25 protein-coding genes are annotated in these 26,489 nt (G+C 66.2%); 9 read left to right on the top strand and 16 right to left on the bottom strand.

Annotated elements, in window-relative coordinates:
* Positions 1-140: 140 nt before the first annotated feature.
* From C265_RS04175 to rfbB, 5 genes are all read right to left on the bottom strand, one after another.
* Positions 141-1,265: a glycosyltransferase family 4 protein gene (locus tag C265_RS04175; RefSeq protein WP_010813817.1), complete on the bottom strand. Its 1,125-nt coding sequence runs from the start codon at positions 1,263-1,265 to the stop codon at positions 141-143.
* A gap of 74 nt (positions 1,266-1,339) precedes the next feature.
* Positions 1,340-1,891 carry a dTDP-4-dehydrorhamnose 3,5-epimerase gene (gene rfbC, locus C265_RS04170; RefSeq protein WP_010813818.1) on the bottom strand — a complete coding sequence of 184 codons (552 nt, stop codon included), beginning with the start codon at positions 1,889-1,891 and terminating at the stop codon, positions 1,340-1,342.
* Positions 1,888-2,766 (bottom strand): glucose-1-phosphate thymidylyltransferase RfbA, encoded by an 879-nt coding sequence (gene rfbA / locus C265_RS04165; RefSeq protein WP_010813819.1) that lies wholly within the window; start codon positions 2,764-2,766, stop codon positions 1,888-1,890. The genes rfbC and rfbA overlap by 4 nt, the downstream gene beginning before the upstream one ends.
* A gap of 8 nt (positions 2,767-2,774) precedes the next feature.
* On the bottom strand, positions 2,775-3,692 hold the full coding sequence (gene rfbD, locus C265_RS04160; protein ID WP_010813820.1) for a dTDP-4-dehydrorhamnose reductase: 918 nt from the start codon (positions 3,690-3,692) through the stop codon (positions 2,775-2,777).
* On the bottom strand, positions 3,682-4,746 hold the full coding sequence (gene rfbB / locus C265_RS04155; RefSeq protein WP_010813821.1) for a dTDP-glucose 4,6-dehydratase: 1,065 nt from the start codon (positions 4,744-4,746) through the stop codon (positions 3,682-3,684). The genes rfbD and rfbB overlap by 11 nt, the downstream gene beginning before the upstream one ends.
* Before the next feature lie 230 nt (positions 4,747-4,976).
* On the opposite strand from rfbB, the gene C265_RS04150 reads away from it, so the two are divergent.
* The gene (locus C265_RS04150) at positions 4,977-5,825 is read left to right on the top strand and encodes a symmetrical bis(5'-nucleosyl)-tetraphosphatase (protein ID WP_037023555.1); all 849 of its coding nucleotides are present in this window, start codon (positions 4,977-4,979) and stop codon (positions 5,823-5,825) included.
* A gap of 35 nt (positions 5,826-5,860) precedes the next feature.
* Here the strand turns inward: C265_RS04150 and C265_RS04145 are convergent, their stop codons facing one another.
* The 10 genes from C265_RS04145 to hemC form a co-directional block, all read right to left on the bottom strand.
* Positions 5,861-6,694 carry a 1-acyl-sn-glycerol-3-phosphate acyltransferase gene (locus tag C265_RS04145; protein ID WP_010813823.1) on the bottom strand — a complete coding sequence of 278 codons (834 nt, stop codon included), beginning with the start codon at positions 6,692-6,694 and terminating at the stop codon, positions 5,861-5,863.
* A complete protein-coding gene (locus C265_RS04140; protein ID WP_010813824.1) occupies positions 6,691-7,974 on the bottom strand; it encodes a dihydroorotase in 1,284 nt (427 codons plus the stop codon). The genes C265_RS04145 and C265_RS04140 overlap by 4 nt, the downstream gene beginning before the upstream one ends.
* 62 nt (positions 7,975-8,036) lie before the next feature.
* Complete coding sequence (locus C265_RS04135; protein ID WP_010813825.1) at positions 8,037-9,011, bottom strand: aspartate carbamoyltransferase catalytic subunit; 975 nt, start codon at positions 9,009-9,011, stop codon at positions 8,037-8,039.
* A gap of 91 nt (positions 9,012-9,102) precedes the next feature.
* A complete protein-coding gene (gene pyrR / locus C265_RS04130) occupies positions 9,103-9,639 on the bottom strand; it encodes a bifunctional pyr operon transcriptional regulator/uracil phosphoribosyltransferase PyrR (protein WP_010813826.1) in 537 nt (178 codons plus the stop codon).
* The gene (gene ruvX / locus C265_RS04125) at positions 9,636-10,061 is read right to left on the bottom strand and encodes a Holliday junction resolvase RuvX (protein ID WP_010813827.1); all 426 of its coding nucleotides are present in this window, start codon (positions 10,059-10,061) and stop codon (positions 9,636-9,638) included. Before ruvX ends, pyrR begins: the two co-directional genes overlap by 4 nt.
* On the bottom strand, positions 10,054-10,626 hold the full coding sequence (locus C265_RS04120) for a YqgE/AlgH family protein (protein WP_010813828.1): 573 nt from the start codon (positions 10,624-10,626) through the stop codon (positions 10,054-10,056). The genes ruvX and C265_RS04120 overlap by 8 nt, the downstream gene beginning before the upstream one ends.
* 102 nt (positions 10,627-10,728) lie before the next feature.
* Positions 10,729-11,436, bottom strand: a complete 708-nt coding sequence (locus tag C265_RS04115) for a pseudouridine synthase (RefSeq protein ID WP_010813829.1) — start codon at positions 11,434-11,436, stop codon at positions 10,729-10,731.
* A gap of 151 nt (positions 11,437-11,587) precedes the next feature.
* Positions 11,588-12,778 (bottom strand): heme biosynthesis protein HemY, encoded by a 1,191-nt coding sequence (locus C265_RS04110; RefSeq protein ID WP_010813830.1) that lies wholly within the window; start codon positions 12,776-12,778, stop codon positions 11,588-11,590.
* Positions 12,779-12,782: 4 nt separating this feature from the next.
* Positions 12,783-14,897, bottom strand: coding sequence for a fused uroporphyrinogen-III synthase HemD/membrane protein HemX (gene hemDX / locus C265_RS04105; RefSeq protein WP_010813831.1), 2,115 nt, complete (start codon positions 14,895-14,897; stop codon positions 12,783-12,785).
* Positions 14,898-14,906: 9 nt separating this feature from the next.
* A complete protein-coding gene (gene hemC / locus C265_RS04100; protein ID WP_037023553.1) occupies positions 14,907-15,920 on the bottom strand; it encodes a hydroxymethylbilane synthase in 1,014 nt (337 codons plus the stop codon).
* A 74-nt stretch (positions 15,921-15,994) separates the two neighbouring features.
* On the opposite strand from hemC, the gene ppc reads away from it, so the two are divergent.
* Entirely contained in the window at positions 15,995-19,033 is a 3,039-nt protein-coding gene (gene ppc / locus C265_RS04095) for a phosphoenolpyruvate carboxylase (protein ID WP_010813833.1), read from the top strand.
* A gap of 102 nt (positions 19,034-19,135) precedes the next feature.
* On the opposite strand, the gene C265_RS04090 is transcribed toward ppc, so the two are convergent.
* Positions 19,136-19,762 (bottom strand): ferritin-like domain-containing protein, encoded by a 627-nt coding sequence (locus tag C265_RS04090; RefSeq protein ID WP_010813834.1) that lies wholly within the window; start codon positions 19,760-19,762, stop codon positions 19,136-19,138.
* Between the two features lie 160 nt (positions 19,763-19,922).
* Between C265_RS04090 and C265_RS04085 the strand changes: the two genes are divergently transcribed.
* The 7 genes from C265_RS04085 to C265_RS04055 all read left to right on the top strand — a co-directional run bounded on the left by C265_RS04085 (position 19,923) and on the right by C265_RS04055 (position 26,424).
* The gene (locus tag C265_RS04085) at positions 19,923-20,519 is read left to right on the top strand and encodes a sigma-70 family RNA polymerase sigma factor (RefSeq protein WP_010813835.1); all 597 of its coding nucleotides are present in this window, start codon (positions 19,923-19,925) and stop codon (positions 20,517-20,519) included.
* A complete protein-coding gene (locus C265_RS04080) occupies positions 20,516-21,268 on the top strand; it encodes an anti-sigma factor domain-containing protein (protein WP_010813836.1) in 753 nt (250 codons plus the stop codon). Before C265_RS04085 ends, C265_RS04080 begins: the two co-directional genes overlap by 4 nt.
* 133 nt (positions 21,269-21,401) lie before the next feature.
* Positions 21,402-22,820, top strand: coding sequence for an argininosuccinate lyase (argH, locus tag C265_RS04075; RefSeq protein ID WP_010813837.1), 1,419 nt, complete (start codon positions 21,402-21,404; stop codon positions 22,818-22,820).
* Between the two features lie 289 nt (positions 22,821-23,109).
* Positions 23,110-23,712 (top strand): TRAP transporter small permease subunit, encoded by a 603-nt coding sequence (locus C265_RS04070; protein WP_011615914.1) that lies wholly within the window; start codon positions 23,110-23,112, stop codon positions 23,710-23,712.
* Between the two features lie 12 nt (positions 23,713-23,724).
* On the top strand, positions 23,725-25,440 hold the full coding sequence (locus C265_RS04065) for a TRAP transporter large permease subunit (protein ID WP_010813839.1): 1,716 nt from the start codon (positions 23,725-23,727) through the stop codon (positions 25,438-25,440).
* A gap of 344 nt (positions 25,441-25,784) precedes the next feature.
* Positions 25,785-26,021 carry a plasmid stability protein StbC gene (locus C265_RS04060; protein ID WP_010813840.1) on the top strand — a complete coding sequence of 79 codons (237 nt, stop codon included), beginning with the start codon at positions 25,785-25,787 and terminating at the stop codon, positions 26,019-26,021.
* On the top strand, positions 26,008-26,424 hold the full coding sequence (locus C265_RS04055; protein WP_037023550.1) for a type II toxin-antitoxin system VapC family toxin: 417 nt from the start codon (positions 26,008-26,010) through the stop codon (positions 26,422-26,424). The genes C265_RS04060 and C265_RS04055 overlap by 14 nt, the downstream gene beginning before the upstream one ends.
* Positions 26,425-26,489: the final 65 nt, after the last annotated feature.

The following is a 26,489-nucleotide window of genomic DNA, read 5'->3' as shown; positions in this document are numbered from 1 at the left end:
TCAAAAATCTTGCCGAATAACGACGGATAACATCAATTTTAACATTCGCAGTCCCATCGATTCGCGCCAATTCCACCGACACCCATCATCCATGTCTGCACTTCCGTCAACTGCAGCACTTCTCCGCCAGCTCGCCCGACTCAGGCAAATGCCTGAATCACACTACGGTAATGGGCCACCACCTTTTTCTCATCGAACTCGCGCTGCACCTTTGCTCGGCCGGCACGCCCCATCTCTCGTCGCGCCGACGCGCCTAGCTGGAGCATCGCTTCCATTTTTGATGTCAGGTCATCCGCATTGCGTTCCGCACACAGGTAACCATTTACGCCGTGATCAACGATGTCCTTGCAACCGGGAACATCGGTCGCTATCACCGGCCGCTCCATCGCTGCGGCCTCGAGCAGAACACGGGGTACGCCCTCACGATAGGATGGCAGCACAATGCAGTCTGCGGCTGCTATGGCGGGCCGCACATCAGCCGCCTCGCCCAGATATTCAACTACCCCATCCTCCTGCCAATGGTGAATCTGTTCGATGGGTATGGCGCTAGGATTCGCGGAACCGCCCGGCCCAAGCAGAAGGAAACGCACATTCCTATATCGCTCCCCGAGTTGTCGAGCCGCATCAACGTACTCGCCGATACCCTTGTCCCACAACATTCGTGCTATCAGCAGAAAAGTGAAACACTCCGATGGCCCGGGCGTGATATCCGAAAGCTGCCGGAAATAGGTCAGGTCTATGCCCTCCCCTGGCAACACGACGCACTTCGATGAGTCCACAAGTTTCCTGGAAACGAAAGCGCCCCGGTCTTCATGATTGAGAAACCAGACCGCCTGCGGGAATCGCAACGCTATCCGATACAGGAGCTTACTGACCCGTGACACCAGACCGACATTAAGAAACACATAGCCCAGCCCGGTAGTGATCGCAATGGATTTCGCGCTGGCCAGCCACGCAGCGACCGATCCGTAGATATTGGGCTTGATCGTGTAATGAAAAATCACTTTGGGACCGACGCGCCGGTACAGAGCACTCAGTACCAGGACAAGCCGCAAATCTTCCAGAGGATTGTGGCCTTGCGGTGACATGGGTACAGCGTGAAAAATACAGCCGAGTTCCTCCAAGGCAGAAGAATTGCCGTCCGCTGGCGCGACAACGTGCACTTCATAGCCATCCGCAATCAAAGCTTCCATGACACCACGGCGAAACTGGTACATGGCCCATGCCGAGTTCCCGCAAAAAAGGATCTTTTCACGCGCTGCCATGCAATTCACTCCAACCGTGAAGGGCGATGACGGGACGGAGAATCGTTCCGGATATTCATGTTCGGTACTATGACTCAAAGCGGAAGCTCAGCGTGCAACAGCGACTCTGCCAAAGCGTCCTTAGCCGCTAGCACGGGTGTCTCGGACAACGGCCACGAGATACCGAGCTCGGCGTCATTCCATGCCACCGCCCGTTCGTGTTCGGGATACCAGTAGTCGGTCGCTTTATATAGAACCTCTGCCTCTTCCGAGACGACGAGGAAGCCGTGCGCGAAGCCCTCCGGCACCCATAACTGCCGCTTGTTTTCCGAGGAGAGCAAAACGCCGACCCATTTGCCGAAATTCGGCGATGAACGGCGCAAGTCAACCGCCACGTCGAAGATTTCACCCCGCAATGCCCTCACGAGCTTACCCTGCGGGTGCTGGATCTGATAGTGCAGACCGCGCAACACATTCCGCACAGATCGCGAATGGTTGTCCTGCACGAATTCCCGCTTCACGCCGGTAGCCTGCTCGAAGACACGTGAATTGAAGCTTTCGAAGAAGAAGCCGCGATCGTCTCCGAATACTCTCGGTTCTAGAACGAGCACCTCAGGCAAAGCCGTTTGGGTTACGGTCAGGTTCATTTGACGGACTCTGAAATGACTTGCATGAGGTACTTGCCATAACCGCTCTTCGACAATGGACGCGCCAGCGCAGCGACCTGCTCCGCACCAATCCATTTGTTCCTGTATGCGATTTCTTCGGGACAGGCCACCATCAAGCCCTGTCGGTTCTGCAGGGTGGCGATGAAAGTCGCAGCCTCCAGAAGCGAATCGTGCGTGCCAGTATCGAGCCACGCATAGCCTCGACCCATGATCTCGACATTCAACTTGCCCATTTCCAGATACCGCTTGTTGACATCTGTAATCTCAAGCTCGCCGCGAGGAGACGGACGGACTGCGGAAGCGATATCGCACACCTGCTTGTCGTAGAAATAGAGCCCTGTCACGGCGTAGTTCGAGCGCGGTCTCGCAGGCTTTTCCTCAAGGGAGATCGCGCGGAACTGGTCATTGAACTCGACAACCCCGTAACGTTCGGGATCGTGCACATGGTATGCAAATACCGTGGCGCCATCGTCGACAGTGGCCGTGCGAGCGAGTTGTGCAACAAGATCATGGCCGTGGAAGATGTTGTCTCCCAGGATCAGTGTCGAGGGATCGTTACCGATGAACTCGCGTCCGATGATGAACGCCTGAGCCAGCCCATCCGGCGAGGGCTGGACCGCGTACTGCAAATTGATGCCCCAGTTGCTGCCGTCGCCCAGCATGTCTGAAAAACGCGTAGTGTCTTCCGGCGTAGAGATCACCAGGATGTCCCGAATCCCCGCCAGCATCAGCGTCGAAAGCGGGTAGTAGATCATAGGCTTGTCGTAGACGGGCATGAGCTGCTTCGACACCGACCGCGTAATCGGATATAGCCGCGTGCCGGATCCTCCGGCCAGAATGATGCCTTTGCGCATATTGTCGTTCAGGGAAGCAGCTGGTCCAGCAGGTAGTGCATGCCCTGCTGCCACGCCGGCAGATTGATATCAAAGGTCTCGCGCAGCTTGCGCGTGCTCAACCGCGAGTTGGACGGCCGCGGCGCAGGTAGTGGGTAGGCCGTGGCGGGAATGGCCTCGATGGCCTCCGGATCAACCTTGAGCTCGACGCCCTTGCTAGCCGCATAGCGCAGGACTTCCGTGGCATAGCCATGCCACGATGCCTCGCCCGCTGCGGCCAGATGGTAGACGCCACCCGGAAACTCCATCCGGTCGCCATGCAGCCAAGCACGGTCAATGATGTGCGCGGTCACGTCGGCTATCAGAGAAGCCGTGGTCGGCGCGCCGAACTGGTCCGCGATCACGCGCAGGCTGTCGCGTTCGCGGCCCAGCTTGAGCATCGTCTTGGCGAAATTGCCGCCATGCGCACCCGCGACCCAGCAGGTCCGCAAGACGATGGCGGCGCCCCCCGCTTCCGCGATGGCCTGCTCGCCGGCCAGCTTGCTCTTGCCGTAGACCGAAAGCGGCCCTACCGCGTCGCTTTCGACGTAGGGCTTATCGCCGGTGCCGGCGAACACATAGTCCGTCGAATAGTGCACGAGCAGGCTGCCCAGCGCGCGCGCCTCTTCGGCCAGCACGCCGGGAGCGGCGCCGTTGATGGCGAAAGCTAGCTCGGTCTCGGTCTCCGCCTTGTCCACCGCGGTATAGGCGGCCGGGTTGACGATCACGTCAGGGCGGACACTGCGCACCACATCGCGCAGGACATCGATGTTGGTCAGATCACAGGCCTTGCGATCAAGCGCCACCACCCGCCCGAGCGGCACCAAGCTGCGACGGAGTTCGAACCCAACCTGGCCGTTGCTTCCTGTTACGAGCACGGTGGGAATGCGTGACGCCTTATGCAACATATTGCTTCGCCACCCAGTTCCGGTACTCACCCGACATGACGTCCCGCACCCACGCCTGGTTGCTAAGGTACCACTGCACGGTCTTGCGCAGCCCAGTCTCGAAAGTCTCTGCTGGCTTCCAACCGAGTTCACGCTCAAGCTTGCGTGCATCAATGGCATAGCGGCGGTCGTGGCCGGGTCGGTCTTTCACAAAGGCGATCTGGTCGCGGTACGAACCGGTGGCTTTGGGATGCAATTCGTCAAGCAAGCCACACAGTGTGTGCACGACTTCGAGATTGGTCTTTTCGTTCCAACCGCCAACGTTATAGGTTTCGCCTAGACGTCCTCGTGCCAACACTTCGCGGATCGCCGAACAATGGTCCCCAACGTACAGCCAATCACGCACATTGAGACCATCACCGTAGATCGGCAAGTCCTTGCCACCCAAGGCGTTAGCAATCATGAGCGGGATCAGCTTCTCGGGAAAGTGGTAGGGTCCGTAGTTGTTCGAACAGTTCGTCGTCAGGACCGGCAGCCCGTAGGTATGGTGATAGGAGCGAACCAGATGGTCCGAGGCGGCCTTTGAAGCTGAGTAGGGGCTGTTGGGAGCGTACGGGGTGGATTCCGAAAACTGGGGATCGGTCGGCCCAAGCGAACCAAAGACCTCATCGGTGGACACGTGAAGAAATCGGAATGCGGCTTTGTCTGTCTCGCTCAAGACACCCCAATATGCGCGGGCCGCTTCGAGTAGCGTGAAAGTCCCGACGATATTGGTTTGAATGAACTCAGCAGGGCCGTGAATGGAGCGGTCGACGTGGCTTTCCGCGGCGAAATGTACGACGGCACGAGGCTTGTAAGCAGCAAAAAGTGCGTCGAGGGCCGGTTGGTCACAAATATCGGTATGGGAGAAGACGTAGCGGCTATCGCCCTCCACCGCTGCCAGCGTTTTGCGGTTGCCTGCATACGTCAGTTTGTCGACATTGACAATGCCGTCGGCGGACTTGTCGCTCAACCAAGCCAGAACGAAATTGGCGCCAATAAACCCAGCGCCCCCTGTGACCAAAATATGCGACAAAACTGCTCCTTGCCTCGATATGTTTCGATGACCCGACAAAAGCCGAGCGCCCACCTTGTCCTCTTCTAGGACGGCGGGGCGTTAAGTGCCTGCAGAAGTGGCGGTATTCTATCCGACGGAATGCCCTAACCTACATCCCCTCCCCCTCTTTTTGTAGCCTCATGTAACCATGCCACGGTATATCGGTCACAAAACTACAAATAGAAGCGAAATAGTTTTCTCCGGTTCTGATGCCCAACAATAAAGTGCCTCTTTCGACATCTCATGCCGTCGGCGACCTACAAGGTTGTGCGGCCTCGCTGGACACCCTACTGGGCGAATTGCCGGCACAGCCTGCCCTCCGCCTTGTCGGCGACCTGGTCAACCGCGGCCCAGCCTCCCTGCAAACCCTCCGCGCCATCCGTGCCATGGGCAGCCGCACTGAAACCGTCCTCGGCAACCACGACATCCACCTCCTAGCCGTCGCCGCCGGCGTCCGCAAAAAAGGCAAATCCGACACCCTCGACGACATCCTCACCGCCCCCGATTGTGCGGATCTACTCACCTGGCTCCGCCACCGCCCCCTCGCCCTACTGGAAAACAACTTCCTCCTGGTCCACGCCGGCGTCCTCCCCCAATGGACCGCCACCCAAGTCATCGACCTCGCCCGCGAAGTCGAAGACCAACTCCAAGGCCCCAACTGGCAAGACTTCCTCGCCGACATCTTCGGCAACGCCTCCGACCGTTGGCACGACGGCCTGCGCGGCATTGATCGCCATCGGGTGGTGGTCAATGCCCTCACCCGGCTGCGCTACTGCACTGTCGATGGCGTGATGGACTTCAAGACCAAGGAAGGCCTGGGCAAGGCGCCGGACGGGTTCATGCCGTGGTTCGACGTGCCGGGGCGGCGTACCGGGGATGTGACCGTGGTATGCGGCCATTGGTCGACGCTGGGCCTGGTCATGCGGCCGAATCTGATGGCGCTGGATACTGGCTGCGTCTGGGGTGGCAAGCTGACGGCGGCCCGGTTGGCACAGGATCCTGCCGAACGGACCGTCGTTCAGGTTGATTGCCCGCAATATTGTGACCCGCTGGCCTGACTGGCAATCCCGCGTTGGCGGGGACGACAGGACGGCTAGCTGATGGCAGCGGAGCTCGGCTGGGGCACGCCGCCGGGCTCAACGGGGTGGTTCAGCCGCCGGGCCGCGGCAGCAGCGTGTTCCGGCGCGCCCTGGCTGAGGTGGGCGACCACCTCCCTGGCGGAGTTCGCAAGCTCGCGGCGGTCGCCCGAGGCCGGCACCAGCGCAGGCCCGATTACCAGCCTGGCCTTGATCCTGGGTGCGCGCAAGACCGCTTCCAGTGACTGCAGCAATGTGGTCTCGCCGATGTAGGCGGCGGCAAGCGTTGGTTGACCCGTAGCGGCATCGAGGTAGTTCAGTCCGAGGGGCTGCACGGGCAATCCACCAGAAATCGGTGCCTGCATCAGGTTGGCGTGGAATGGCAGCACCTCGGTGCCGTCGGTCGTGGTGCCTTCCGGGAACACGCCGACGAGGTCGCCCTGCAACATCACGTCGGTGATGTCGTGCAGCACGCGGTGGGCATCGCGTTTGCGCGCACGTTCGATGAAGATCGTTCCCGTCTTGTCGCACAGCCACCCAATCAGCGGCCAGCTGCGGATCTCCGACTTGGCGACAAACCGCACCGGCTGCCAGCTGTGGATGACGTAGATGTCCAGCCACGAAATGTGGTTGGAAACCACCATCGCACCCTGGCGGCCGGCGCCATGCGGCGCTGCGCCGGTGGCGTCCACCACCTCGACCTCCACCCCGCAAATCCGCAGCAACCGCCGTGACCAGCGGCGGATATGCCACTCGCGCGTGCGCACGCCCAGCCACGGGAACAGCAAGGCGCAGGTCACCAGCCCGCGCAGCAGGTGCAGCACCAGCGCGGTCTTGCGCAGCCAGATCATGCGTGGGCGTGGTTTCCGTAGACGACTTGCCCGCCGACCAGAGTCATGCGGACCTTGCCTTCCATCTCGTAGCCGAGCCACGGCGAGTTCTTGCCCTGGCTCTTGATGGAGCGGCGGTCGACCTTCCAGACCTGCCTGGGGTCGAACACGCATACGTCTGCGGCGCTGCCGACGGCCAGGGTTCCGGCCTTCAGGCCGATCACGCGGGCGGGCTCGGCGGTGATGCGGCCCAGTGCCAGGGCCAGCGGAACCTTGTGCTCGGCGGCCCAGCGCAGGGTCAGCGGCAGCAGCAGTTCCAGGCCGGTTGCGCCCGGCGATGCCTCGGCGAACGGCAGCAGCTTCTCGTCGTCGTCGACCGGGGTGTGATCGGAGCACAGGGCGTCGATGGTGCCATCGGCCAGCGCGGCGACGATGGCGTCGCGGTCGCGCGGGCTGCGCAGCGGCGGCGAGAAGCGCATCTGCGAGTTGAAGTAGCCGATATCCATGTCGGTCAGCGAGACATGGTGGATGTTGACGTCGCAGGTCACGGCCAGGCCTTCGCGCTTGGCCTGGCGCACCAGTTCCAGCCCGGCGGCTGACGACAGGCGGCACAGGTGCACGCGCGCGCCGGTGCTGCGCATCAGTTCGAAGATGGTGTGCAGGCGCACGGTTTCGGCGATCACTGACACGCCGGACAGGCCCAGGCGCGACGCCACCGCGCCGCTGGCGGCGACGCCGCCGCCCAGGAACGGGTCTTCCGGGCGCAGCCAGACGGTGAAGCCGAAGGTCTTGGCGTATTGCAGCGCGCGCAGCAGCACCTGGGTGTTGTGCACCGGGGCCTCGGCCTGGCTGAAGCCGACGCAGCCGGCCTCTGTCAGCTGGCTCATCTCGGTCAGGGTCTCGCCTTTCAGGCCCAGCGTGAGCGCGCCCAGCGGGTACACGTGGGTCTGGTTCAGGGTGCGGGCGCGGAATTTCAGCATTTCCACCAGGCCGGGCTCATCGAGCACCGGATCGGTATCGGGCGGGCAGACCAGGCTGGTCACGCCGCCGGCGGTGGCGGCGGCCACTTCGGATTCGAGCGTGGCCTTGTATTCGTAGCCGGGCTCGCGCAGGCGCGCGGACAGGTCGACCAGGCCGGGGCACACGATCAGGCCGCTGGCATCGATGGTCTTGTTGGCGGTGAAGTCCGCCGGGGCGCTGCCCACGCCGACGATCTTGCCGGCGGCGATGTAGAGGTCCTGCGCGGCGTCGGTGTTGCTGGCCGGATCGATCAGGCGGCCGCCCTTGATGTGAATCTTCATAGCTTGGCTTGTCGTGTCGCTTGGCTGGTTCAGTGTGTTCTGGCTCGTGTCGCTCGACTGCATCATTCGTCGCTATTTCCCGCCACGATGCCCATCACCGCCATGCGCACGGCGATGCCGAAGGTCACCTGGTTCAGGATCACGGACTGCGGCCCGTCGGCCACGGCGGAGTCGATCTCGACGCCGCGGTTCATGGGGCCCGGGTGCATCACAATGGCGTCGCGATTGGCCAGTGCCAGGCGCTCCGGCGTGAGGCCGTAGGCCTTGAAGTATTCCTGCGCCGACGGCAGCAGCGCGCCGCTCATGCGCTCGTTCTGCAGCCGCAGCATGATGACCACGTCCACGCCCTTCAGGCCCTCTTCCATGTCGTGGAAGACGCGCACGCCCATCTGCTCCAGCCCCGACGGCAGCAGCGTGCGCGGACCGATGGCGCGCACTTCGGGCACGCCCAGCGTGGTCAGCGCGTGGATGTCGGAGCGTGCCACGCGCGAGTGCAGGATGTCGCCGACGATAGCCACCGTCAGGTTGGTGAAGTCCTTCTTGAAGTGCCGGATCGTGTACATGTCCAGCAGGCCTTGCGTCGGGTGCGCGTGGCGGCCGTCGCCGGCATTGATCACGTGCACGTGCGGCGCGACGTGCTCGGCGATCAGGTAAGGTGCGCCCGAGCTGGCATGGCGCACCACGAACATGTCGGCTGACATCGCCGACAGGTTGTTGATGGTGTCCAGCAGCGACTCGCCCTTGCTGGTCGACGAGGCGTTGATGTTCAGGTTCAGCACGTCCGCCGACAGCCGCTTGGCGGCGATCTCGAAGGTGGTGCGGGTGCGGGTGGAGTTCTCGAAGAACAGGTTGAACACGCTCTTGCCGCGCAGCAGCGGCACCTTCTTGACATCGCGGTCTGAGTCGGACAGCGATACGAACTGGCTGGCGGTGTCGAGGATGTGCGTGATCATGTCACGCGACAACCCCTCGATCGACAACAGGTGCTTCAGTTCGCCGTTCTTGGTGAGCTGCGGGTTGCGGAACGTCTTGGTCATGGCTGGTCGGGCGCGGGCAAAAAACGGAGGTGGTCTGGTCTCGGAGCTGGGGGTCAGGCGCGCACGGCGCGCCTGGGGCATTCGGGCCGGTTCAGCCGGTGGCGGAATCGGTAGGTTCGGTCGCAAACGCGAATTGCGCGCCGGCGCCCTCGCCCTGGCGCGACAGCACCAGCGTGGTGCCAGGCGGCAGCGCCATCTCGGCGGCAGTCAGGTCGGCGGCAATCGGCAGCTGGCGCCCGCCGCGGTCGACCAGCACGCCCAGCGCCACGCGCGCGGGGCGGCCGTAGTCGAACAGCTCGTTGACGGCGGCACGGATGGTGCGGCCGGTGGCCAGCACGTCATCGATCAGCAGGATGTTGCGGTCATCCACCGAAAACGGCAGCGTGGTCGGCTGGGCCTGGCTGTGCAGGCCCTTCTTGGCATAGTCGTCGCGATGGAAGGCAACGTTGATCACGCCATGCTCGGGCAGCTTCAGGTCAGCGGCCAGCCGCGCGGCGATCCACGCGCCGCCTGAGTAGATGCCGGCCACCGACCAGCGCGCGCGCTCGGCCTCGGGGATCAACGCCTGGGCCTGGTCCAGCAGCTTGCGGTACAGCGACTCGGCGTCGGGAACGGAAATCTGCGTCATAGCGGGAATTGGTCGAAGTACTGTTGCAGGATGATGCGGGCGGCCTCGGCATCGAGCTCGCCGCGGCGGGCGCCGGCCATCGACGCGGCGCGCGAGGTATAGCGCTCGTCCACCCACTCCACCGGCAGGCCGAAGCGGCCATTGAGCTGGTTGCCGAAACGCCGCGCCAGCTTCATCGAGGGCTGCTCGCCGCCTTCGGGGTTGACCGGCATGCCGACGATCAGCTGCACCGGGTTCCACTCCTGGATGAGCGCCGCCACGGCCTCGAAGCGGCCTTCCACGGTGATATTGGGGAGGATGGTCAGCGCACGCGCCTCGCGCGTGATGAAGTTGCCCAGCGCGACGCCGATCTTTTTTTCGCCGTAGTCGAATGCCAGGACCGTGCCGTCGCGGGGCAGTTCACGCCCCACGGCATCAGGCATGCCCGGCCTCGCCGGACAGCATGGTGAAGTCGATGCCCAGCAGCCGGATGGCGGCGGCGAAGCGATCGTCGGGCGGCACGCTGAAGATGATCTCGGGGTCGGCCTGGACCGTCAGCCAGCCGTTGCGGCTGAGCTCTTCCTCCAGCTGGCCGGCGCCCCAGCCGGAGTAACCCAGCGTCAGCAGGAAGCGGTGCGGGCCGCTGCCGTTGGCCACGGCCTCGAGCACGTCCTTGGAGGTGGTCATCTCCAGCCCGCCGGGCACGGCCAGCGACGACACATAGACGCCCACCGGGTCATGCAGCACAAAGCCGCGCTCGGTCTGCACGGGGCCGCCGAAGTAGACCGGCTGGTGCGCGACTGGCTGGATTTCAAGCTTGAGGTCAATCTTGTCGAACAGCGTGGCCATGTCGATGTCGATGGGCCGGTTGATCACCAGCCCGAGCGCGCCACGCTCATTGTGTTCGCAGATATAGACGACGGAACCCGAAAAGGTCGGATCAGCCATGCCAGGCATGGCAATCAGGAACTGATTGGTCAGATTGATAGGTGCTTCGGGCTTCGCCATGCCTTGCATTTTATCAAATCGCCGGGGGTCTTCCGGAAAAGATTGGCGGACGCTGCAGTGCAGCAATGAGCGCCCGGCCACGGTCTGGGGTTGCAGTTTGGCTCAATCCTTGCGGGTCAGTGCGGCCAGCTCCTGCGCCGTCAGCCAGCGCCACTCGCCTTCGGCCAGGGCCGGATCGAGCCGCAGGCCGCCAATGGCGCTGCGATGCAGCGCGCTGACATGGTTGCCGGCCGCCGCCACCATGCGCTTGACCTGATGGTACTTGCCTTGCACCAGGGTCAGCCGCAGGCTGCGTTCGCCGGTGATCTCGCACGCTTCCGCAGCGATCGGCGCCGGTTCGTCGAGCAGCTGCACGCCACTGCACAGCGCTTCGGCCTGCTCCGGCGTGACCGGCTCGGCAGTCGTCACTTCATAGATCTTGGGCACCTTGCGCTTGGGCGAGGTCTGGGCGTGGATGAACTGGCCATCATCGGTCAGCAGCAGCAGCCCGGTGGTGTCGTGGTCGAGCCGCCCCACGGCCTGCACCTCGCGCTGGCGCAGCGGCACCGGCAGCAGGTTGTAGACGCTGGGATGATGGCGCGGGCGCTGCGAGCATTCGTAGCCGGTGGGCTTGTTCAGCATCAGGTAGGCCTTGGTGCAGGCCAGCCATTCCTCGCCGTCTACAGTGAGCCGCAGGCCGTCGACTTCAAACTGCGCGCGCGGGTCTTCGCACAGTTCGCCGTTGACTTCGACCAGCCCGGCGGCGATCAGGTCGCCGCAGTACCGGCGCGTGCCAAAGCCCTGGGATTGGAGGATGCGGTCGAGAGTCATGGAATGGATGGTGGTAGGGATGGATGGTGACGCGGCTGCTGGGTGGCAGGCCGGATTGCTGCCGCAGTTTGCCTGCGGTCGGTGCACCCCACTCCCGCTTGCGGGAGAGAGGGAGCACACAATCGGTTAGTTTACGCGCAGCCTGAAATCCTCAGGCCGCCAGCATCGCGCTCTCGCGATAATGCCGCTGCGCGTCGTCGAAGCGCTCGGTTTCCTCAAAAAGCCGCGCCAGCGCCAGGTGCGTGCGCACGCGCAGGCGGCGCTGCTGGTCGGGCTCTGCATATTTCAGCGCGCGCTCGAAGCTGGACTGGGCCTTGCCCCATAGCTTCTCGCCCAGGCATAGCACGCCCAGCGTGTAGTAGAGATCGGCATCCGCGGGATGCGCGGCCAGCCATTTCTCTGCCTGCTGGATCTGCGGCAGCGCGTGGCCTGGAACGGCGCAATCGGCATAGCGCAGCACCAGGCGGCTGTCCCAGTTGACCTTGAGGGCGTCTTCGATGATGCGGCGGGCTTCGTTCTGCCGGCCCAGCGCCGCGAAGTAACGCGCCGCGGGTTCGGCGATGCGGGTGGCGCGGCGCTCGTCGGCGGACAATGAGCGCCAGAACTCGGTCAGCGCGTCGGCGTCGTGGCGGCGTTCCTCCAGCATGGCTTCGACGGCCATCTGCTTGAGCCGCAGCGCCAGCACCGGATGCAGCGCGTTGCGCTTTTCCAGCGAGCGCGCCAGACGCAGCACCTCGGTCCAGTTCTTCAGGTGCTGGTGCGCGCGCAACGCGATGCGCTGCACGTGGATCTGGCGCGCGCCCTGCGACTGCAGCTGGGCGATGGTCTCCAGCGCGCCGTCGGCATCGCGGGCATCAACCAGCAACTCGGCCATCGACACCAGCCGCGCCTGCTCGCGCTCGGGGTCGGTGACCTGCGCCATCCAGGCGTCGCGCCGCTCGGTTTCCTGCATCCGGTGCGCGGCGCGGGCGCCGATCAGCGCGGCGGTCTGGGCCTGGTCGTCCCAGGACTGCGCCTCGCGCGCGGCGCGCTCGGCGCGGGCGAAGCGGCCGGCAAACAGGTTTTCGATCGACTCGCGCAGCGCCGCCTGTGCCTTGCTCATGCGGCTGCGCTCGCGGTAGGCGGCGGCGCGGCGCGGCATGTCGGCCAGATGGCGGACGGTGGACATCACCGTCCACACCACGAAGAACAGCAACAGCAGCAAGGCCAGCGCCAGGTTCAGCGACAGCTCGACGCGATACGGCGGATAGAACAGCACCACATTGCTGTGGTTGAACTGCGTGAACAGGGCCAGCCCGACGGCGCCGCCAAACAGGACCGCAACCCAGAACAGAAGGCGCATGGGCTTACTCCTTCTTCAGGGCATGCAGCGCGCCCAGGCTTTCGGACATGGTGGGCAGCTGCACCGTGACCGCGCCGGCCTGCGCCTGCCGCAGCAGCGTCAGCACCCCCTGCACCCGGCGCGACTTGGTATCGAAATAGCGGCTGATCATCGCCTGCGCGGCGGCCAGGTCGTTGCGGAACACGGGTTCGTTGCGCGACAGCAATGCCAGGCGCGCGTTGAGCAGGCGCAGCTTGACGTTCTCGCGCAGGAACCAGCCCTGGTCGCCAGACAGCAGCAGCGCCTCGGCGTCGTCGACCTTGCGGATGCGGACCACCTGCGCCAGTTCTTCGCGCAGGTAATCCCACAGGCGCGTGAACCAGCCCGGCCCCGCGCCGTTGGCGGCGGCCGGCGCGCTGGCACCGTTGGCCGCGGCACCCTTGCGGGCGTCGGCCTCGCTGCGCTCCAGCATGCGTTCGCTGGACAGCAGCGGCAGTGAGTCGACCTGGTTGATGGCCTCGTCCAGTTTAATTGCAGCGCCGGTCAGGTCGGTGTCGGGCACCGCCTTCATGCGCGCGACGTCGCGCGCGATCGCGCGGCGCAGCAGGTTGTATTGCGGCTTGTCGGCGCGCGCCAGGCGCGCGTCGGCGCTTTGCAGCGCGGCCAGCGCCACCTGCACGTTGCCGGTCAGCTGCAGTTGCTGGCCGGCACTGGTCAGCAACTGCTGGATCTCGGCGATTTCCCAGTCGTCGCGGTTGCGCATCAGGTCCTGGTAGACCTGTTCCAGCGCCACCTGCTTGTCGCGGGTCTCTCCGACCTGGTTCTCCAGCGCACCGACCTTGGCCTGCAGTTCCTTGACCGTGTCCTGCGCGTTGCGGGTCAGCACGCGCGACTCCTGCACCAGCGCATCGTTGCTTTGCTGGCGGCGCGCCAGCTCGCCGGTCAGGTGGTCAACGCGCTGCTGCAGCCACCAGAAGCCGCCAGCCGTCGCCACCACCAGCACGGCGACGAGCGCCCACAACGCAGCGGACCGCCGTGAGGCTGCACTGGGAGCAGCGGGGGTAGCGGGGCCCGGCGCGGACGCTGCTTGCGCCGATGCTGCGGAGGCCGCCGTGGGCGGCGGCGTAGCGGAGGAGGACGTGGTTTCTTGCGTCACGCGTTCGACCTTCGTTGACGTTGCGGGAACTGCTGCGTCCGGCACGGGGGCCGGCGGCGCTTCGGCTGTGGCGCTGGGCGGGCCGGCTTCGATTGACGCGCTGGCCATGCTTGCCGGCGCGGGACCGGCATGGGCATCGGCCCACTGCAGGCACGCCGCCAGCAGGCCGGCATCGCCCGGGGCGGCGCGCAGGATATGGGGGAAGCCCAGCGCCAGCGCCTGTTCGGCGATTCTCGCATGCGGCGCGATGCACTGCACCTGCCGCAGGGCAGCGTCTTCCTCAGGCGACAGATGCTGGCGTGCCAGCGCGTCAAGGTTGCGCACCGCTTCAGAACTGGTTAGGAGCCACGCATGCGGCGCCGCGCCGGGACGCAGGTTGTCGCGCACGGCCTGCCACTGCATGGCGCTGGGTTCGGGCAGCGTGCGCTGGTAGGCCTCGACGGCCTCGACCTGGGCGCCGGCCTCGCGCAGGCGGTCGCCCAGCCAGTCGCGCCCGCCGTTGCCGCGGATGATCAGGACCGGCTTGCCCGCCAGCGCGGCGGGATCGAGCCGGGCCCACAGGGCCTCGGAGTCGAAGCGCAGCGCTTCGGCCTCCGGTGCGGCGTCATCGGGGCCCTGCCCGTTTGCGGCAGCGCCCGCGGGCGCGATCACCCGGCACGCGGGCGGCGCGATGCCGCGCTCGGCCAGGGCCGCGACGCTGGCCGGCCCGACCACCGCCACCGGCACCTGCGCCGGCCATTGGGCCACGCCCTGCACGCCGGCCAGTGCGTCGAGCGCGTAGGCAATGGCATTGGGACTGACAAAGACCACCAGCGCAAAGGTGTTCAGCCGCGCCAGCGCCGCGCGCAGCGGCGCGTCGTCAACGGCCGGGCCGATGCCCAGCAAGGGAAAGCTGAGTACGTCCAGGCCCGCGGCCTGCAGCGCCTCGGTCAGTTGCCGGGACTGCCCGGCGGGTCGTGTGACAACGACGGTCGGGCTGGGCATGGGGCAGCCTCAGGCAGGAGCTTGGGAGCCGGCGGGATCGCCAGAATCGGCCAGTGCCGCGAGGATGGCTTCGGCACCCTGCGCCAGCAGGTCGCGCGCGCAGGCCTGGCCAAGCGCTTCGGCAGCAGCCAGGTCAACTGCCGGCCCGGACGCGGCAGCGCGGATGGCGCGCGTGCCATCGGGCAAGGCAACAAAGGCGTCCAGCTTCAGCTGATCGCCTTCCCAGCGCGCATGGGCGGCCAGCGGCACCTGGCACGAGCCGCCCAGCATGCGCGACACGGCGCGCTCGGCGCTCACGGCCAGCGCCGTCGGCTGGTGGTTCAGCGGCGCCAGCCATTGCGCCAGCTCAGCGCGATTCGCCGGGATCTCGATGCCGAGGGCGCCCTGGCCCGCGGCCGGCAGCGACACGTCGACGGGAATCAGCGCGCGGATGCGCTCGCCCAGGCCCAGGCGCTTGAGGCCGGCGGCGGCCAGGATGATGGCGCCGTATTCGCCGCGATCCAGCTTGCCCAGCCGCGTGTCCAGATTGCCGCGCAGCGGCTTGATCACCAGCTGCGGATAGCGGCTGCGCAGCGCGGCCTCACGGCGCAGGCTGGAGGTGCCGACCACGGTGCCGGCCGGCATCTCGTCCAGCGAGGCGTAGGCGGAAGACACCAGCGCGTCGCGCGGATCCTCGCGTTCCATCACCGCGGTCAGGGCGAAGCCTTCGGGCAACTCCATCGGCACATCCTTGAGCGAATGCACCGCCAGGTCCGCCCGGCCTTCGTCCATCGCGAACTCCAGTTCTTTGACAAACAGACCCTTGCCGCCGACTTTGGACAGCGTACGGTCTAGAATCTGGTCTCCGCGCGTGGTCATGCCAAGAATGGACACGTCGCACGCGGGATAGTATTGTTGCAATGCAGCACGCACATGTTCTGCCTGCCACAGGGCCAGACGGCTCTCTCGGGAGGCAATGACGAGCTTTTGCGGAAGATTGCGAGACACGACAGCGGTAGAGGAAGACAGGGTGGCAGACGACATGCGTCAATGGTAGCACGCGACCCAATAGTCCCTCCGCACCAATAGATAAGCTAGAAGCAGAACGAGGAGATTGCATGACGCAGCATGCTGCGCGCCCCAACGGCCGGCGGACCGCCCCGGCTGCGAAAGACCAAAGCCCTGCCCTCGGCGCCGCCCAGGGTGACGCAAACGGCGCATCCGCCGCCGAACCGAAACGCCCCGCCAGCCGCAGCGGGACCAAACGTTCCCCCAAGCCCAAGCTTTCCATCGTGTCGAGCAACGGAACCACCATCGCCCCCACCGCCCGCCGCACCGCCGACAAGGACGTGCCGCTGCGCGAGGACATCCGCTTCCTGGGCCGCCTGCTGGGCGAATGCCTGCGTGAACAGGAAGGCGACGCCGCCTTCGAGGTGGTCGAGACCATCCGCCAGACCGCGGTGCGCTTCCGCCGCGAGAACGACCGCGCCGCCGGCGCCGAGCTGGACCGCCTGCTCAAGCGCCTGTCGCGCGACCAGACCAACCAGGTCGTGCGCGCGTTCAGCTATTTCTCGCACCTGGCCAATATCGCCGAAGACCAGCACCACAACCGCCGCCGCCGCGTGCACGCGCTGGCCGGCTCGCCGCCGCAGGCGGGCAGCCTGGCCCACGCGCTGGAGGCGATCGACGCCGCCGGCGTGACCGGCAAGCAGCTGCGCAAGTTCCTGGACGAGGCCCTGATCGTGCCGGTGCTGACCGCGCACCCGACCGAAGTCCAGCGCAAGAGTATTCTCGACGCCGAGCGCGAAATCGCCCGCCTGCTGGCCGAGCGCGACCTGCCGATGACCGCGCGCGAGCGCGACCACAACACCGCGCAGCTGCGCGCCAAGGTCACCACGCTGTGGCAGACCCGCATGCTGCGCGATTCGCGCCTGACGGTGGCCGACGAGATCGAAAACGCCCTGTCCTACTACCGCACCTGTTTCCTGCGCGGCATCCCGCAGTTGATGAGCGAGCTGGAAGAAGACATCGCCGCGGTGTTCCCGACCACGCGCAAGCGCAAGGGCACTCCGGGCGCGCAGCCGGCGCCGCTGGCGCCGTTCCTGCAGATGGGCTCCTGGATCGGCGGCGACCGCGACGGCAACCCCAACGTCACCGCCGAGACGCTGGAGCATGCCGCCAGCCAGCAGGGGCAGATGATCATCGACTGGTACCTGGATGAAGTCCATGCGCTGGGCGCGGAGCTGTCGATGTCGACGCTGATGGTCGACGCCAGCCCGGAACTGCTGGCGCTGGCCGAGCGCTCGCCCGACCACTCCGAGCATCGCGCCGACGAACCCTACCGCCGCGCGCTGATCGGCATCTACGCGCGCCTGGCCGCAACCAGCAAGGCGCTGACCGGCCACGCCGTGCCGCGCCGCCCGGTGGCGCCGGCCGAGCCCTATGACAGCGCCGAGGCCTTTGCCGCCGACGTGCAGGTGGTGGTCGACTCGCTGCGCGCCAACCATGGCCAGGCGCTGGCCAATGGCCGTATCGAAGCGCTGGCGCGCGCCATCGGCGTGTTCGGTTTCCACCTGGCGTCGGTCGACATGCGCCAGGTCTCGGACGTGCACGAGGCGGTCATCGCCGAGCTGTTCGCCGCCGCCGGCATCGCCCCCGACTACGCCGCCCTGCCCGAGGCGCGCAAGCTGGAACTGCTGCTGGCCGAACTGCGCCAGCCGCGCCTGCTGACGCTGCCGTGGCACGAGTATTCCGAGCAGACCCGCAAGGAACTGGCGATCTTCGCCGCCGCGCGCGAGCTGCGCGCGCGCTATGGCAAGCGCATTGCGCGCAACTACATCATCTCGCACACCGAGACGCTGTCGGACCTGGTCGAAGTGATGCTGCTGCAGAAGGAATCCGGCATGCTGCAGGGCACGCTGGGCAGCAAGACCGACCCGGCGCGCATGGAGCTGATGGTGATCCCGCTGTTCGAGACCATTGAGGACTTGCGCAACGCCGCCGGCATCATGCAGTCGCTGCTGGACCTGCCGGGCTTCGACTCGGTGATCGCGCACCATGGCGTCGAGCAGGAAGTGATGCTTGGCTACTCGGACTCGAACAAGGACGGCGGCTTCCTGACTTCCACCTGGGAGCTGTACAAGGCCGAGCTGGAGCTGGTGCAGCTGTTCGAGCAGCGCCAGGTCAAGCTGCGCCTGTTCCACGGCCGCGGCGGCACCGTCGGCCGCGGCGGCGGCCCGACCTACCAGGCCATCCTGTCGCAGCCGCCGGGCACGGTGAACGGCCAGATCCGTCTGACCGAGCAGGGCGAGATCATCAACAGCAAGTTCGCCAACGCCGAGATCGGCCGGCGCAACCTGGAAACGGTGGTCGCCGCCACGCTGGAAGCCTCGCTGTTGCCGCAGCAGAACGCACCCAAGGACCTCGACATGTTCGAGGCCGTGATGCAGCAGCTGTCGGACCGAGCCTTCACCGCCTACCGCGACCTGGTCTACGAGACCCCGGGCTTCAAGGACTACTTCTTCGCCACCACGCCGATCACCGAGATCGCCGACCTGAACCTGGGTTCGCGTCCGGCCTCGCGCAAGCTGATGGACAAGAAGAACCGCCGCATCGAAGACCTGCGGGCGATTCCGTGGGGCTTCTCGTGGGGCCAGTGCCGGCTGCTGCTGCCGGGCTGGTACGGCTTCGGCAGCGCGGTCAAGTCGCTGCTGGACACCGCGCCGGACGACAAGGCGCGCAAGCTGGCCGTGACCACGCTGCGCCGCATGGTCAAGACCTGGCCGTTCTTCTCGACGCTGCTGTCCAACATGGACATGGTGCTGGCCAAGACCGACCTGGCCGTGGCCTCGCGCTACGCCCAGCTGTGCGATGACGCGGCCCTGCGCCGCACCGTGTTCAACCGCATCAGCAAGGAATGGCACCTGACCTGCGAGATGCTGACGCTGGTCACCGGCCACCAGGAACGGCTGGCGGACAACCCGCTGCTGGCGCGCTCGATCAAGAACCGCTTTGCGTATCTCGATCCGCTGAACCACTTGCAGGTTGAGTTGCTGAAACGCTACCGCTCGGGCAAGGATGGCGACGACATCCGGGTGCGGCGCGGCATCCACCTGACCATCAACGGCGTCGCGGCGGGCCTGCGCAATACGGGCTGATTGGCGTCAGAGTGCTGCCGGTTTGCGCCCCTCTCCCGCGTGCGGGAGAGGGGCGCGTCCACATCGGGCGGCAGCTCTTTCAAATGGCGCCAGTCTGACCCCTCACCCCACAAACGCCCCCGGCACCGGATCCTCACCCAGCGCGTGCAGCAGCACCGCCCAGTGCATCGCCTCGTCCCCGAGGATGCTGCCGGCGGCGCGGGTCAGTTCGCGGTTGTGGAAATTCGGCAGCACGCCCAGGTAGGCGGCGGTGGCGCCCTTCTCCAGCCCCGCGGCAAAGCGCAGCACATCGGCCTGGGTCTTCAGCTTGTCAGTCGGGAAGGTGTATTCCGACGCCTTCTTCGCCACCACCGGGGTGCCGCCCAGCTTTGACACCGTCCCGGCCAGCACCTGCGCGTGCGCCTTGTGGTGGTCCTGGAACTTGACCGCGGTGGCAAGCACCGGCTTTTGCAGCAGGCCGCTTTCCGCGCCCACCTGGTAGGCCGCGATCGCCTGGTATTCCAGTCCCAGCGCGGTGTTCAGGATATTGATGTCGTCCCTGGTGCTGCCCGACTGGGTCTGCGCCCAGGCCGGCATGGACTCGCCAAGGCTGATGACGGCGAGCGAGCCCAGCGCGAACAGCCCCGGCGCCTTGAGCAGCCCGCGGCGGCGCGCATCGGGCGCGGTCACAATGCGGTCAAGGGAATCGGTCGGATCTGTCGTGACCGCAGTGGTGCGCATGCGTTCCATGATGTTCTCCTGTGTGGGATCAACGGCGCCGCGGCCCGCAGCCCGGGGCCGCCATCGTGCGCCTGCCACCTGATACGCACGCCGGGGCCAATCGGATGCAAGGTCGTGCCTATAATCCGGCAACACCCTTTCGCGAGACGCCCCGGTGCCCCCCTCTCCGGTGTCCCCTTCCGCCGAAACCTACGCCGCGCCGCCCGGCGCCGAGCGGCTTGCGGCCCTGCTCCAGGCCGTGGCCATCGGCGAGCGGCAGGCGCTGCGCGGCCTCTATGACCTCACCGCGACGAAACTGTTTGGCCTTGCGCTGCGTATCACTGGCAGGCGCGATTGGGCGGAGGATGTCGTGCAGGAAAGCTTTGTCAGCATCTGGCACCACGCCGGCGACTACCGGCCGCACCTGGCCGCGCCGATGACCTGGATGACCGCGATCGTGCGCAACCGCGCGCTGGACTGCCTGCGCCGGGCAAGCGCGGCACGCGTCGGGCAGACGGTCGAGCTTGACGAAGACCTGGGCGAATGGCTGGCCGACGACACCGCCGGGCCCGCGGAACTGGCCGATGCCAGCCAGCAGGCACGCGCGCTCAACCGCTGCCTGCAGCGCCTGGAGCAGCCGCAGCGCCAGGCCATCATGCTGGCCTACCTGCAGGACCTGAGCCACGCCGAGCTGGCCGCCCGCCTGCGCGCGCCGCTGGGGACGGTCAAGTCCTGGATCCGGCGCGGCCTGGAGCGGCTGCGCAGCTGCATGGAGGGCGCGGCATGAAGCTGGCCAGCCATCCCGACCTGCTCGACCGCATCGCCGCGCAGTACGCGCTGGGGGTGCTGCGCGGCGGCGCACGCCGACGCCTGGAACAACTCGCGCGCGAAGAGCCCGCGGTGCGCGCCGCGATCCACCGCTGGCAGGCGCGGCTGGCGGGCGTGGCCGAGTTGCAGGCGGCCGCCGAGCCGGTCGACAAGGTCTGGTGCGGGATCGAGGATCGCCTCGGCTGGAAAATGGCAGATCCGGCCAGTCAGCCGGACCGCCCGGCGCCTGACACCCGCCCCGCGGACGGCTGGTGGCAGCGCCTGTGGTCGGCCCCGGTGTTCTGGCGCGGTGCCGCGGCGGCAATGGCCATGGTGGCGGTGCTTGCCGTCGGCATCGGCATCCAGCTGGCCCGGCAGGATCAGGCGGCGCCGGCCGAGGTCCTCGCCGTGCTGAACGACGACCGTGCCCAGCCTGCGATGCTGGTGTCGTGGGACGCCGGCGCACGCAGCCTGATCGTGCGCCGCCTGGATCACCTGGCCCTGAGCGACCAGCAGGTACTGCAGTTGTGGGCACTGCCTGCGGGCGGCAAGCCGCAGTCGCTCGGCGTGATCGGGCGGGCACCCGAAGCCCGGCTGGCGCTGGCGCAACTGCCCGCGGCGGTGCCCGCGCTGGCGGTCAGCATCGAGCCGCCGGGCGGCTCGCCCAACGCCGATGGGCCAAGCGGCCCGGTGGTGTTCAAGGGGCCTGTGATCCACAGCCGGCTCTGATGATCGGCGCTGCCGGGCCGGCCGGCGCCACCCAGTGCCGCCAGCGGGCCGGCGGGCGATATAATCGCCGTTTCCCAATTTCTCGCGCCCGCCGCCGTCCGCACGCCGGCGCGAGCCACTGCAGCCGACGTCCATGTCCACCTCCCAACTTGCCAAGAAAGGCGAAGCCTGGTCCGCCCGCTTCTCCGAACCGATGTCCGACCTGGTGAAGCGCTACACCGCCTCGGTGTTCTTCGACAAGCGCCTGGCCCTGTTCGACATCCAGGGCTCGCTGGCCCACGCGGCCATGCTGGCAAAGCAGGGCATCATCGCCGAGGCCGACCGCGCCGAGATCGAGCGCGGCATGGCGCAGATCAAGGCCGAGATCGAGGCCGGCGGCTTCGAGTGGAAGCTGGACCTGGAAGACGTCCACCTGAACATCGAGGCGCGCCTGACCGCGCTGGTGGGCGATGCCGGCAAGCGCCTGCACACCGGCCGCTCGCGCAATGACCAGGTCGCCACCGACATCCGCCTGTGGCTGCGCAGCGAGATCGACAACATCATGGTGCTGCTGGGCGCGCTGCGCGCCGCGCTGCTGGACCTGGCCGAACAGAACGCCGACACCATCCTGCCCGGCTTCACCCACCTGCAGGTGGCGCAGCCGGTGACCTTCGGCCACCACCTGCTGGCCTACAACGAAATGTTCACGCGCGACGCCGAGCGCATGGCCGACTGCCGCAAGCGCGTCAACCGCCTGCCGCTGGGCGCGGCCGCGCTGGCCGGCACCAGCTACCCGATCGACCGCGAGTTCGTGGCGCAGCAGCTTGGGTTCGACGGCGTGTGCCGCAACTCGCTGGATGCCGTGTCGGACCGCGACTTCGCCATCGAATTCTGCGCCGCCGCCGCGCTGGTGATGACGCACGTGTCGCGCTTCTCAGAAGAGCTGGTGCTGTGGATGAGCCCGCGCGTGGGCTTTATCGACATCGCCGACCGTTTCTGCACCGGCAGCTCGATCATGCCGCAGAAGAAGAACCCCGACGTGCCCGAACTGGCGCGCGGCAAGACCGGCCGCGTCAACGGCCACCTGATCGGCCTGCTGACGCTGATGAAGGGCCAGCCGCTGGCGTACAACAAGGACAACCAGGAAGACAAGGAGCCGCTGTTCGATACGGTCGATACCGTCGTGGACACGCTGCGCATCTTTGCCGACATGGTGCCGGGCATCACCGTCAAGCCCGAAGCGATGCGCGCCGCCGCGCTGCAGGGCTACGCCACCGCCACCGACCTGGCCGACTACCTGGTCAAGAAGGGCCTGCCCTTCCGCGACGCCCACGAGGCCGTGGCCCACGCGGTGCGCGCCTGCGACAGCCGCCAGTGCGACCTGGCCGACCTGAGCGTGGCCGAGCTGCGCGAAGTCTCGGGCCTGGGCGACAAGGCCGCGCTGATCGGCGACGACGTGCACGCGGTGCTGACGCTGGAAGGCTCGGTCGCCGCGCGCGACCATATCGGCGGCACGGCGCCGGCGCAGGTGCGCGCCGCCATCGCCGAGGCACGCAAGACGCTGAACGGCTGACCCCCGCTTCAGGGGTAACCCGCCGGCCATGAACGGGAGCAACAAGCTCCCGTTCTGATTTTCTGTGTGCAAACGCACGTATTAGCTATGGTTTATGGCAAGTAGCGGTCATTCTCCGCCGGTAAACATTCGGCCTTGAAATATCCGAATCCCATCGAAAACCGCACCTAATTGGTGCGGAAATCGGTGCAAATGTGATGCACTGGGGATTCACCCTAAAGATGCGGAGCGGCTGACACCGTAGACTAACGCGCCACCCCTGTATCCCCAAAATCCCTAGGACGATCACATGTCTTTCCTTATGAGGATCTCGCGGCTTATCGACGCCGTGACTGATTTCATCGGGCAGTGGGCGAAATGGCTGATCCTGCTGGCCGTACTGGTCTGCGCGGGCAACGCCATCATTCGCTACACCTTCAGCATCAGCTCCAATGCCTGGCTCGAACTGCAGTGGTATATGTTCGCCGGTGTGTTCCTGCTCGGTGCGCCCTACACGCTGCGCCGCGACGAGCATGTCCGCATCGACGTCATTGCCGGCCGCCTGTCCGAGCGCGCCCAGGCGTGGATCGACGTCTTTGGCATCATTTTCTTCCTGATGCCGATCACGCTGATCATTCTGTGGTTGTCGATCCCCTACTTCTGGCTGTCCTATGTCGGCCATGAAATGTCGGGCAATGCCGGCGGCCTGATCCGCTGGCCGGCCAAGTTCCTGATCGTGGCTGGCTTCTTCCTGCTGATCCTGCAAGGCCTGTCCGAACTGATCAAGCGCTTCGCCTACCTGAAGGGCCTGCTGCCGGCCTCCGCATTCCGCAAGCATTCGATCGACCCCGCAGCGGAAATCGCCGCGACGATAGCGGACGCCAATCGCCCCGGCCCGTCGGCAAAACAATAACAGGCGCCTACGATGACGCAATTCCTGATCCAAAACATGGCGCCGATCATGTTCGGCACGCTGGTCATATTCCTGCTGTCGGGTTTTCCGATCGCCTTCGCGCTGGCCGCCAACGGTCTGCTGTTCGCCTTCGTCGGCATCGAGCTGGGCTTGCTCCAGCCCGCGCTGCTGCAGGCACTGCCCAGCCGCTTGTTCGGCATCATCGAGAACGACACGCTGCTGGCGATCCCGTTCTTCACCTTCATGGGCCTGATCCTGGAACGCTCAGGCATGGCCGAGGACCTGCTCGACACCATCGGCCAGCTGTTCGGCCCGATCCGCGGCGGCCTGGCCTATGCCGTGATCTTCGTCGGCGCGCTGCTGGCAGCGACCACCGGCGTGGTGGCGGCCTCGGTGATCTCGATGGGGCTGATCTCGCTGCCGCTGATGCTGAAGTATAAGTACGACAAGCGGCTGGCGTCGGGTGTGATCGCCGCGTCGGGCACGCTGGCGCAGATCATTCCGCCGTCGCTGGTGCTGATCGTGCTGGCCGACCAGCTCGGCCGCTCGGTCGGCGACATGTACAAGGGCGCGTTCGTGCCGGGCCTGGTGCTGACCGGCCTGTACATGGGCTACGTGCTGCTGATCACGCTGATCAAGCCGGCCGCGGCGCCGGCGCTGCCGCTCGAGGCGCGCACCTTCCGCGAACCCAGCGGCAAGAGCGGCGCCACCTCGGTGCTGGTGCTGACCGCGCTGTCGATCGTGGTGGGCGTGGCGGTGGACAAGATGTACAAGCCCGAGGCACCGCTGGATGAGCGGCTGGTGATCTCGGTCGGCGCGGCCATCCTGTTCGCCTTCGTGCTGGCGGTGATCAACAAGGCGCTGAAGCTGAACCTGCTGTCGCGCATGGCCGAGAAGGTCACCTTCGTGCTGATCCCGCCGCTGGCGCTGATCTTCCTGGTGCTCGGCACGATCTTCGTCGGCGTGGCCACGCCGACCGAAGGCGGCGGCATGGGTGCGCTCGGCGCGCTGGTGCTGGCGCTGATGAAGCGCCGCCTTGACCTGGGGCTGACCCGGCAGGCGATGGAAGGGACGCTCAAGCTGTCGGCCTTCGTGATCTTCATCCTGATCGGCGCGCGCGTGTTCTCGCTGACGTTCTACGGCGTGGACGGCCATATCTGGGTGGAGCACCTGCTGACCGCGCTGCCCGGCGGCCAGGCCGGCTTCCTGATCGCGGTGAACGTGCTGTTCTTCCTGCTGGCGTTCTTCCTGGACTTCTTCGAGCTGGCCTTTATCCTGGTGCCGCTGGTCGGCCCGGTGGCGGACAAGCTCGGCATCGACCTGATCTGGTTCGGCGTGCTGCTGGCCGTGAACATGCAGACCTCGTTCATGCACCCGCCGTTCGGCTTCTCGCTGTTCTATCTGCGCTCAGTCGCGCCGCGCGAGGTGAAGACCTCGGATATCTACTGGGGCTCGGTGCCGTTCGTGGTCATCCAGCTGGTGATGGTGGCGCTGATCATCGTCTTCCCCGGCCTGGTCAGCACCGGCACGCAAAAGGCACAGGATCGCAGCATCACGCGCGACCTGAGCCTCGACCTGGGAGGCACCAGCCCCAAGCCGGCGCCGAGCCTGTCGGTACCGGCACCGGGGTCGCAGCCCGCCGCTGGCGGATCGCTGGAGCTGCCGACACAGCCGCCCGCGGAAAGCGAATCGGCCGCGCCGCAGTTTGAGTTCGAAAAGAAGCGCTGAACCAGCTCCCCGGGGACGCGCAAGCCTGGCAAGCCCCGCGGCAACGCGGGGCTTTTTCATTGGCGCGGGTCCACCCCGGCGCCGTCCGGCGGTGGTGGCGCGGTGGCGCTTTGGTGTCGCCGCAAGGCATGGCGCGCGATTGCGAATCGGCTCATCGACCGGCGCTCCGGCGGGGCCCAGACTGGCTCCTGTGTTCAGCAGACTGACCCCCCAGGAGAGCCACCATGCCCACCACACCCTTGTACCGGCCGGACACGGCAACGATGCACAGCCTGCCGTCGATACGTGACCGCCGTATTGATAACAATGCTATCCTTGCTCCATCCGATGGTGAGGAGCTCAAGATGGCAACACTACTCGTTCGTGGCATCGATGAATCCCTGGTCCAGCGCCTGCGCGAGCGGGCCGTCGCCAACGGCCGCAGCGCCGAGGCCGAACACCGCGCCATCCTGGCGCAGGCGCTGGGCGGCACGCGCCGGCGCAGCCTGGCCGAGGTGCTGGCCAGCATCCCGGACGTCGGGCAAGACGCCGACTTCGAGCGGATCCAGAATCCAGGCGAGGCGCCGCGTGTATTTGATTGATACCAACGTCATCAGCGAAACGCGCAAGCGCGAACGCGCCAACCCCGGCGTGCGCGCGTTCTTCCGGCAGGCGGCGCGGGAAGGTGCCGCGCTCTACCTGTCGGCGCTGACCGTGGGCGAGCTCCAGCGTGGCGTAGCGCTGATCCGCCATCGCGGCGATACGGCGCAGGCCGAGGTGCTGGAGCAATGGCTGGCGACCGTGCTGGAGGATTTTGGCCGGCTGGTGTTGCCGGTCGATGCCGACGTCGCCCAGGTCTGGGGCCAGCTGCGCGCGCCGCGGCCTGAGCACGCGCTGGACAAGTTCATTGCCGCCACCGCGCTGATCCACGACCTGACCATTGTCACGCGCAATGTTGAGGATTTCCGCGGCACGGGCGCGATGCTGCTGAATCCGTTCACCTAGCTCCCCCCCAAAAGAAAGGACCCCGCATAGCGGGGCCCTGTTCACGTCAGCGGAACGCGGACTGG

Source organism: Cupriavidus sp. GA3-3 (assembly GCF_000389805.1).
Lineage (GTDB): Bacteria > Pseudomonadota > Gammaproteobacteria > Burkholderiales > Burkholderiaceae > Cupriavidus > Cupriavidus necator_D.
This window is presented reverse-complemented; position numbering and strand designations above follow the sequence as displayed.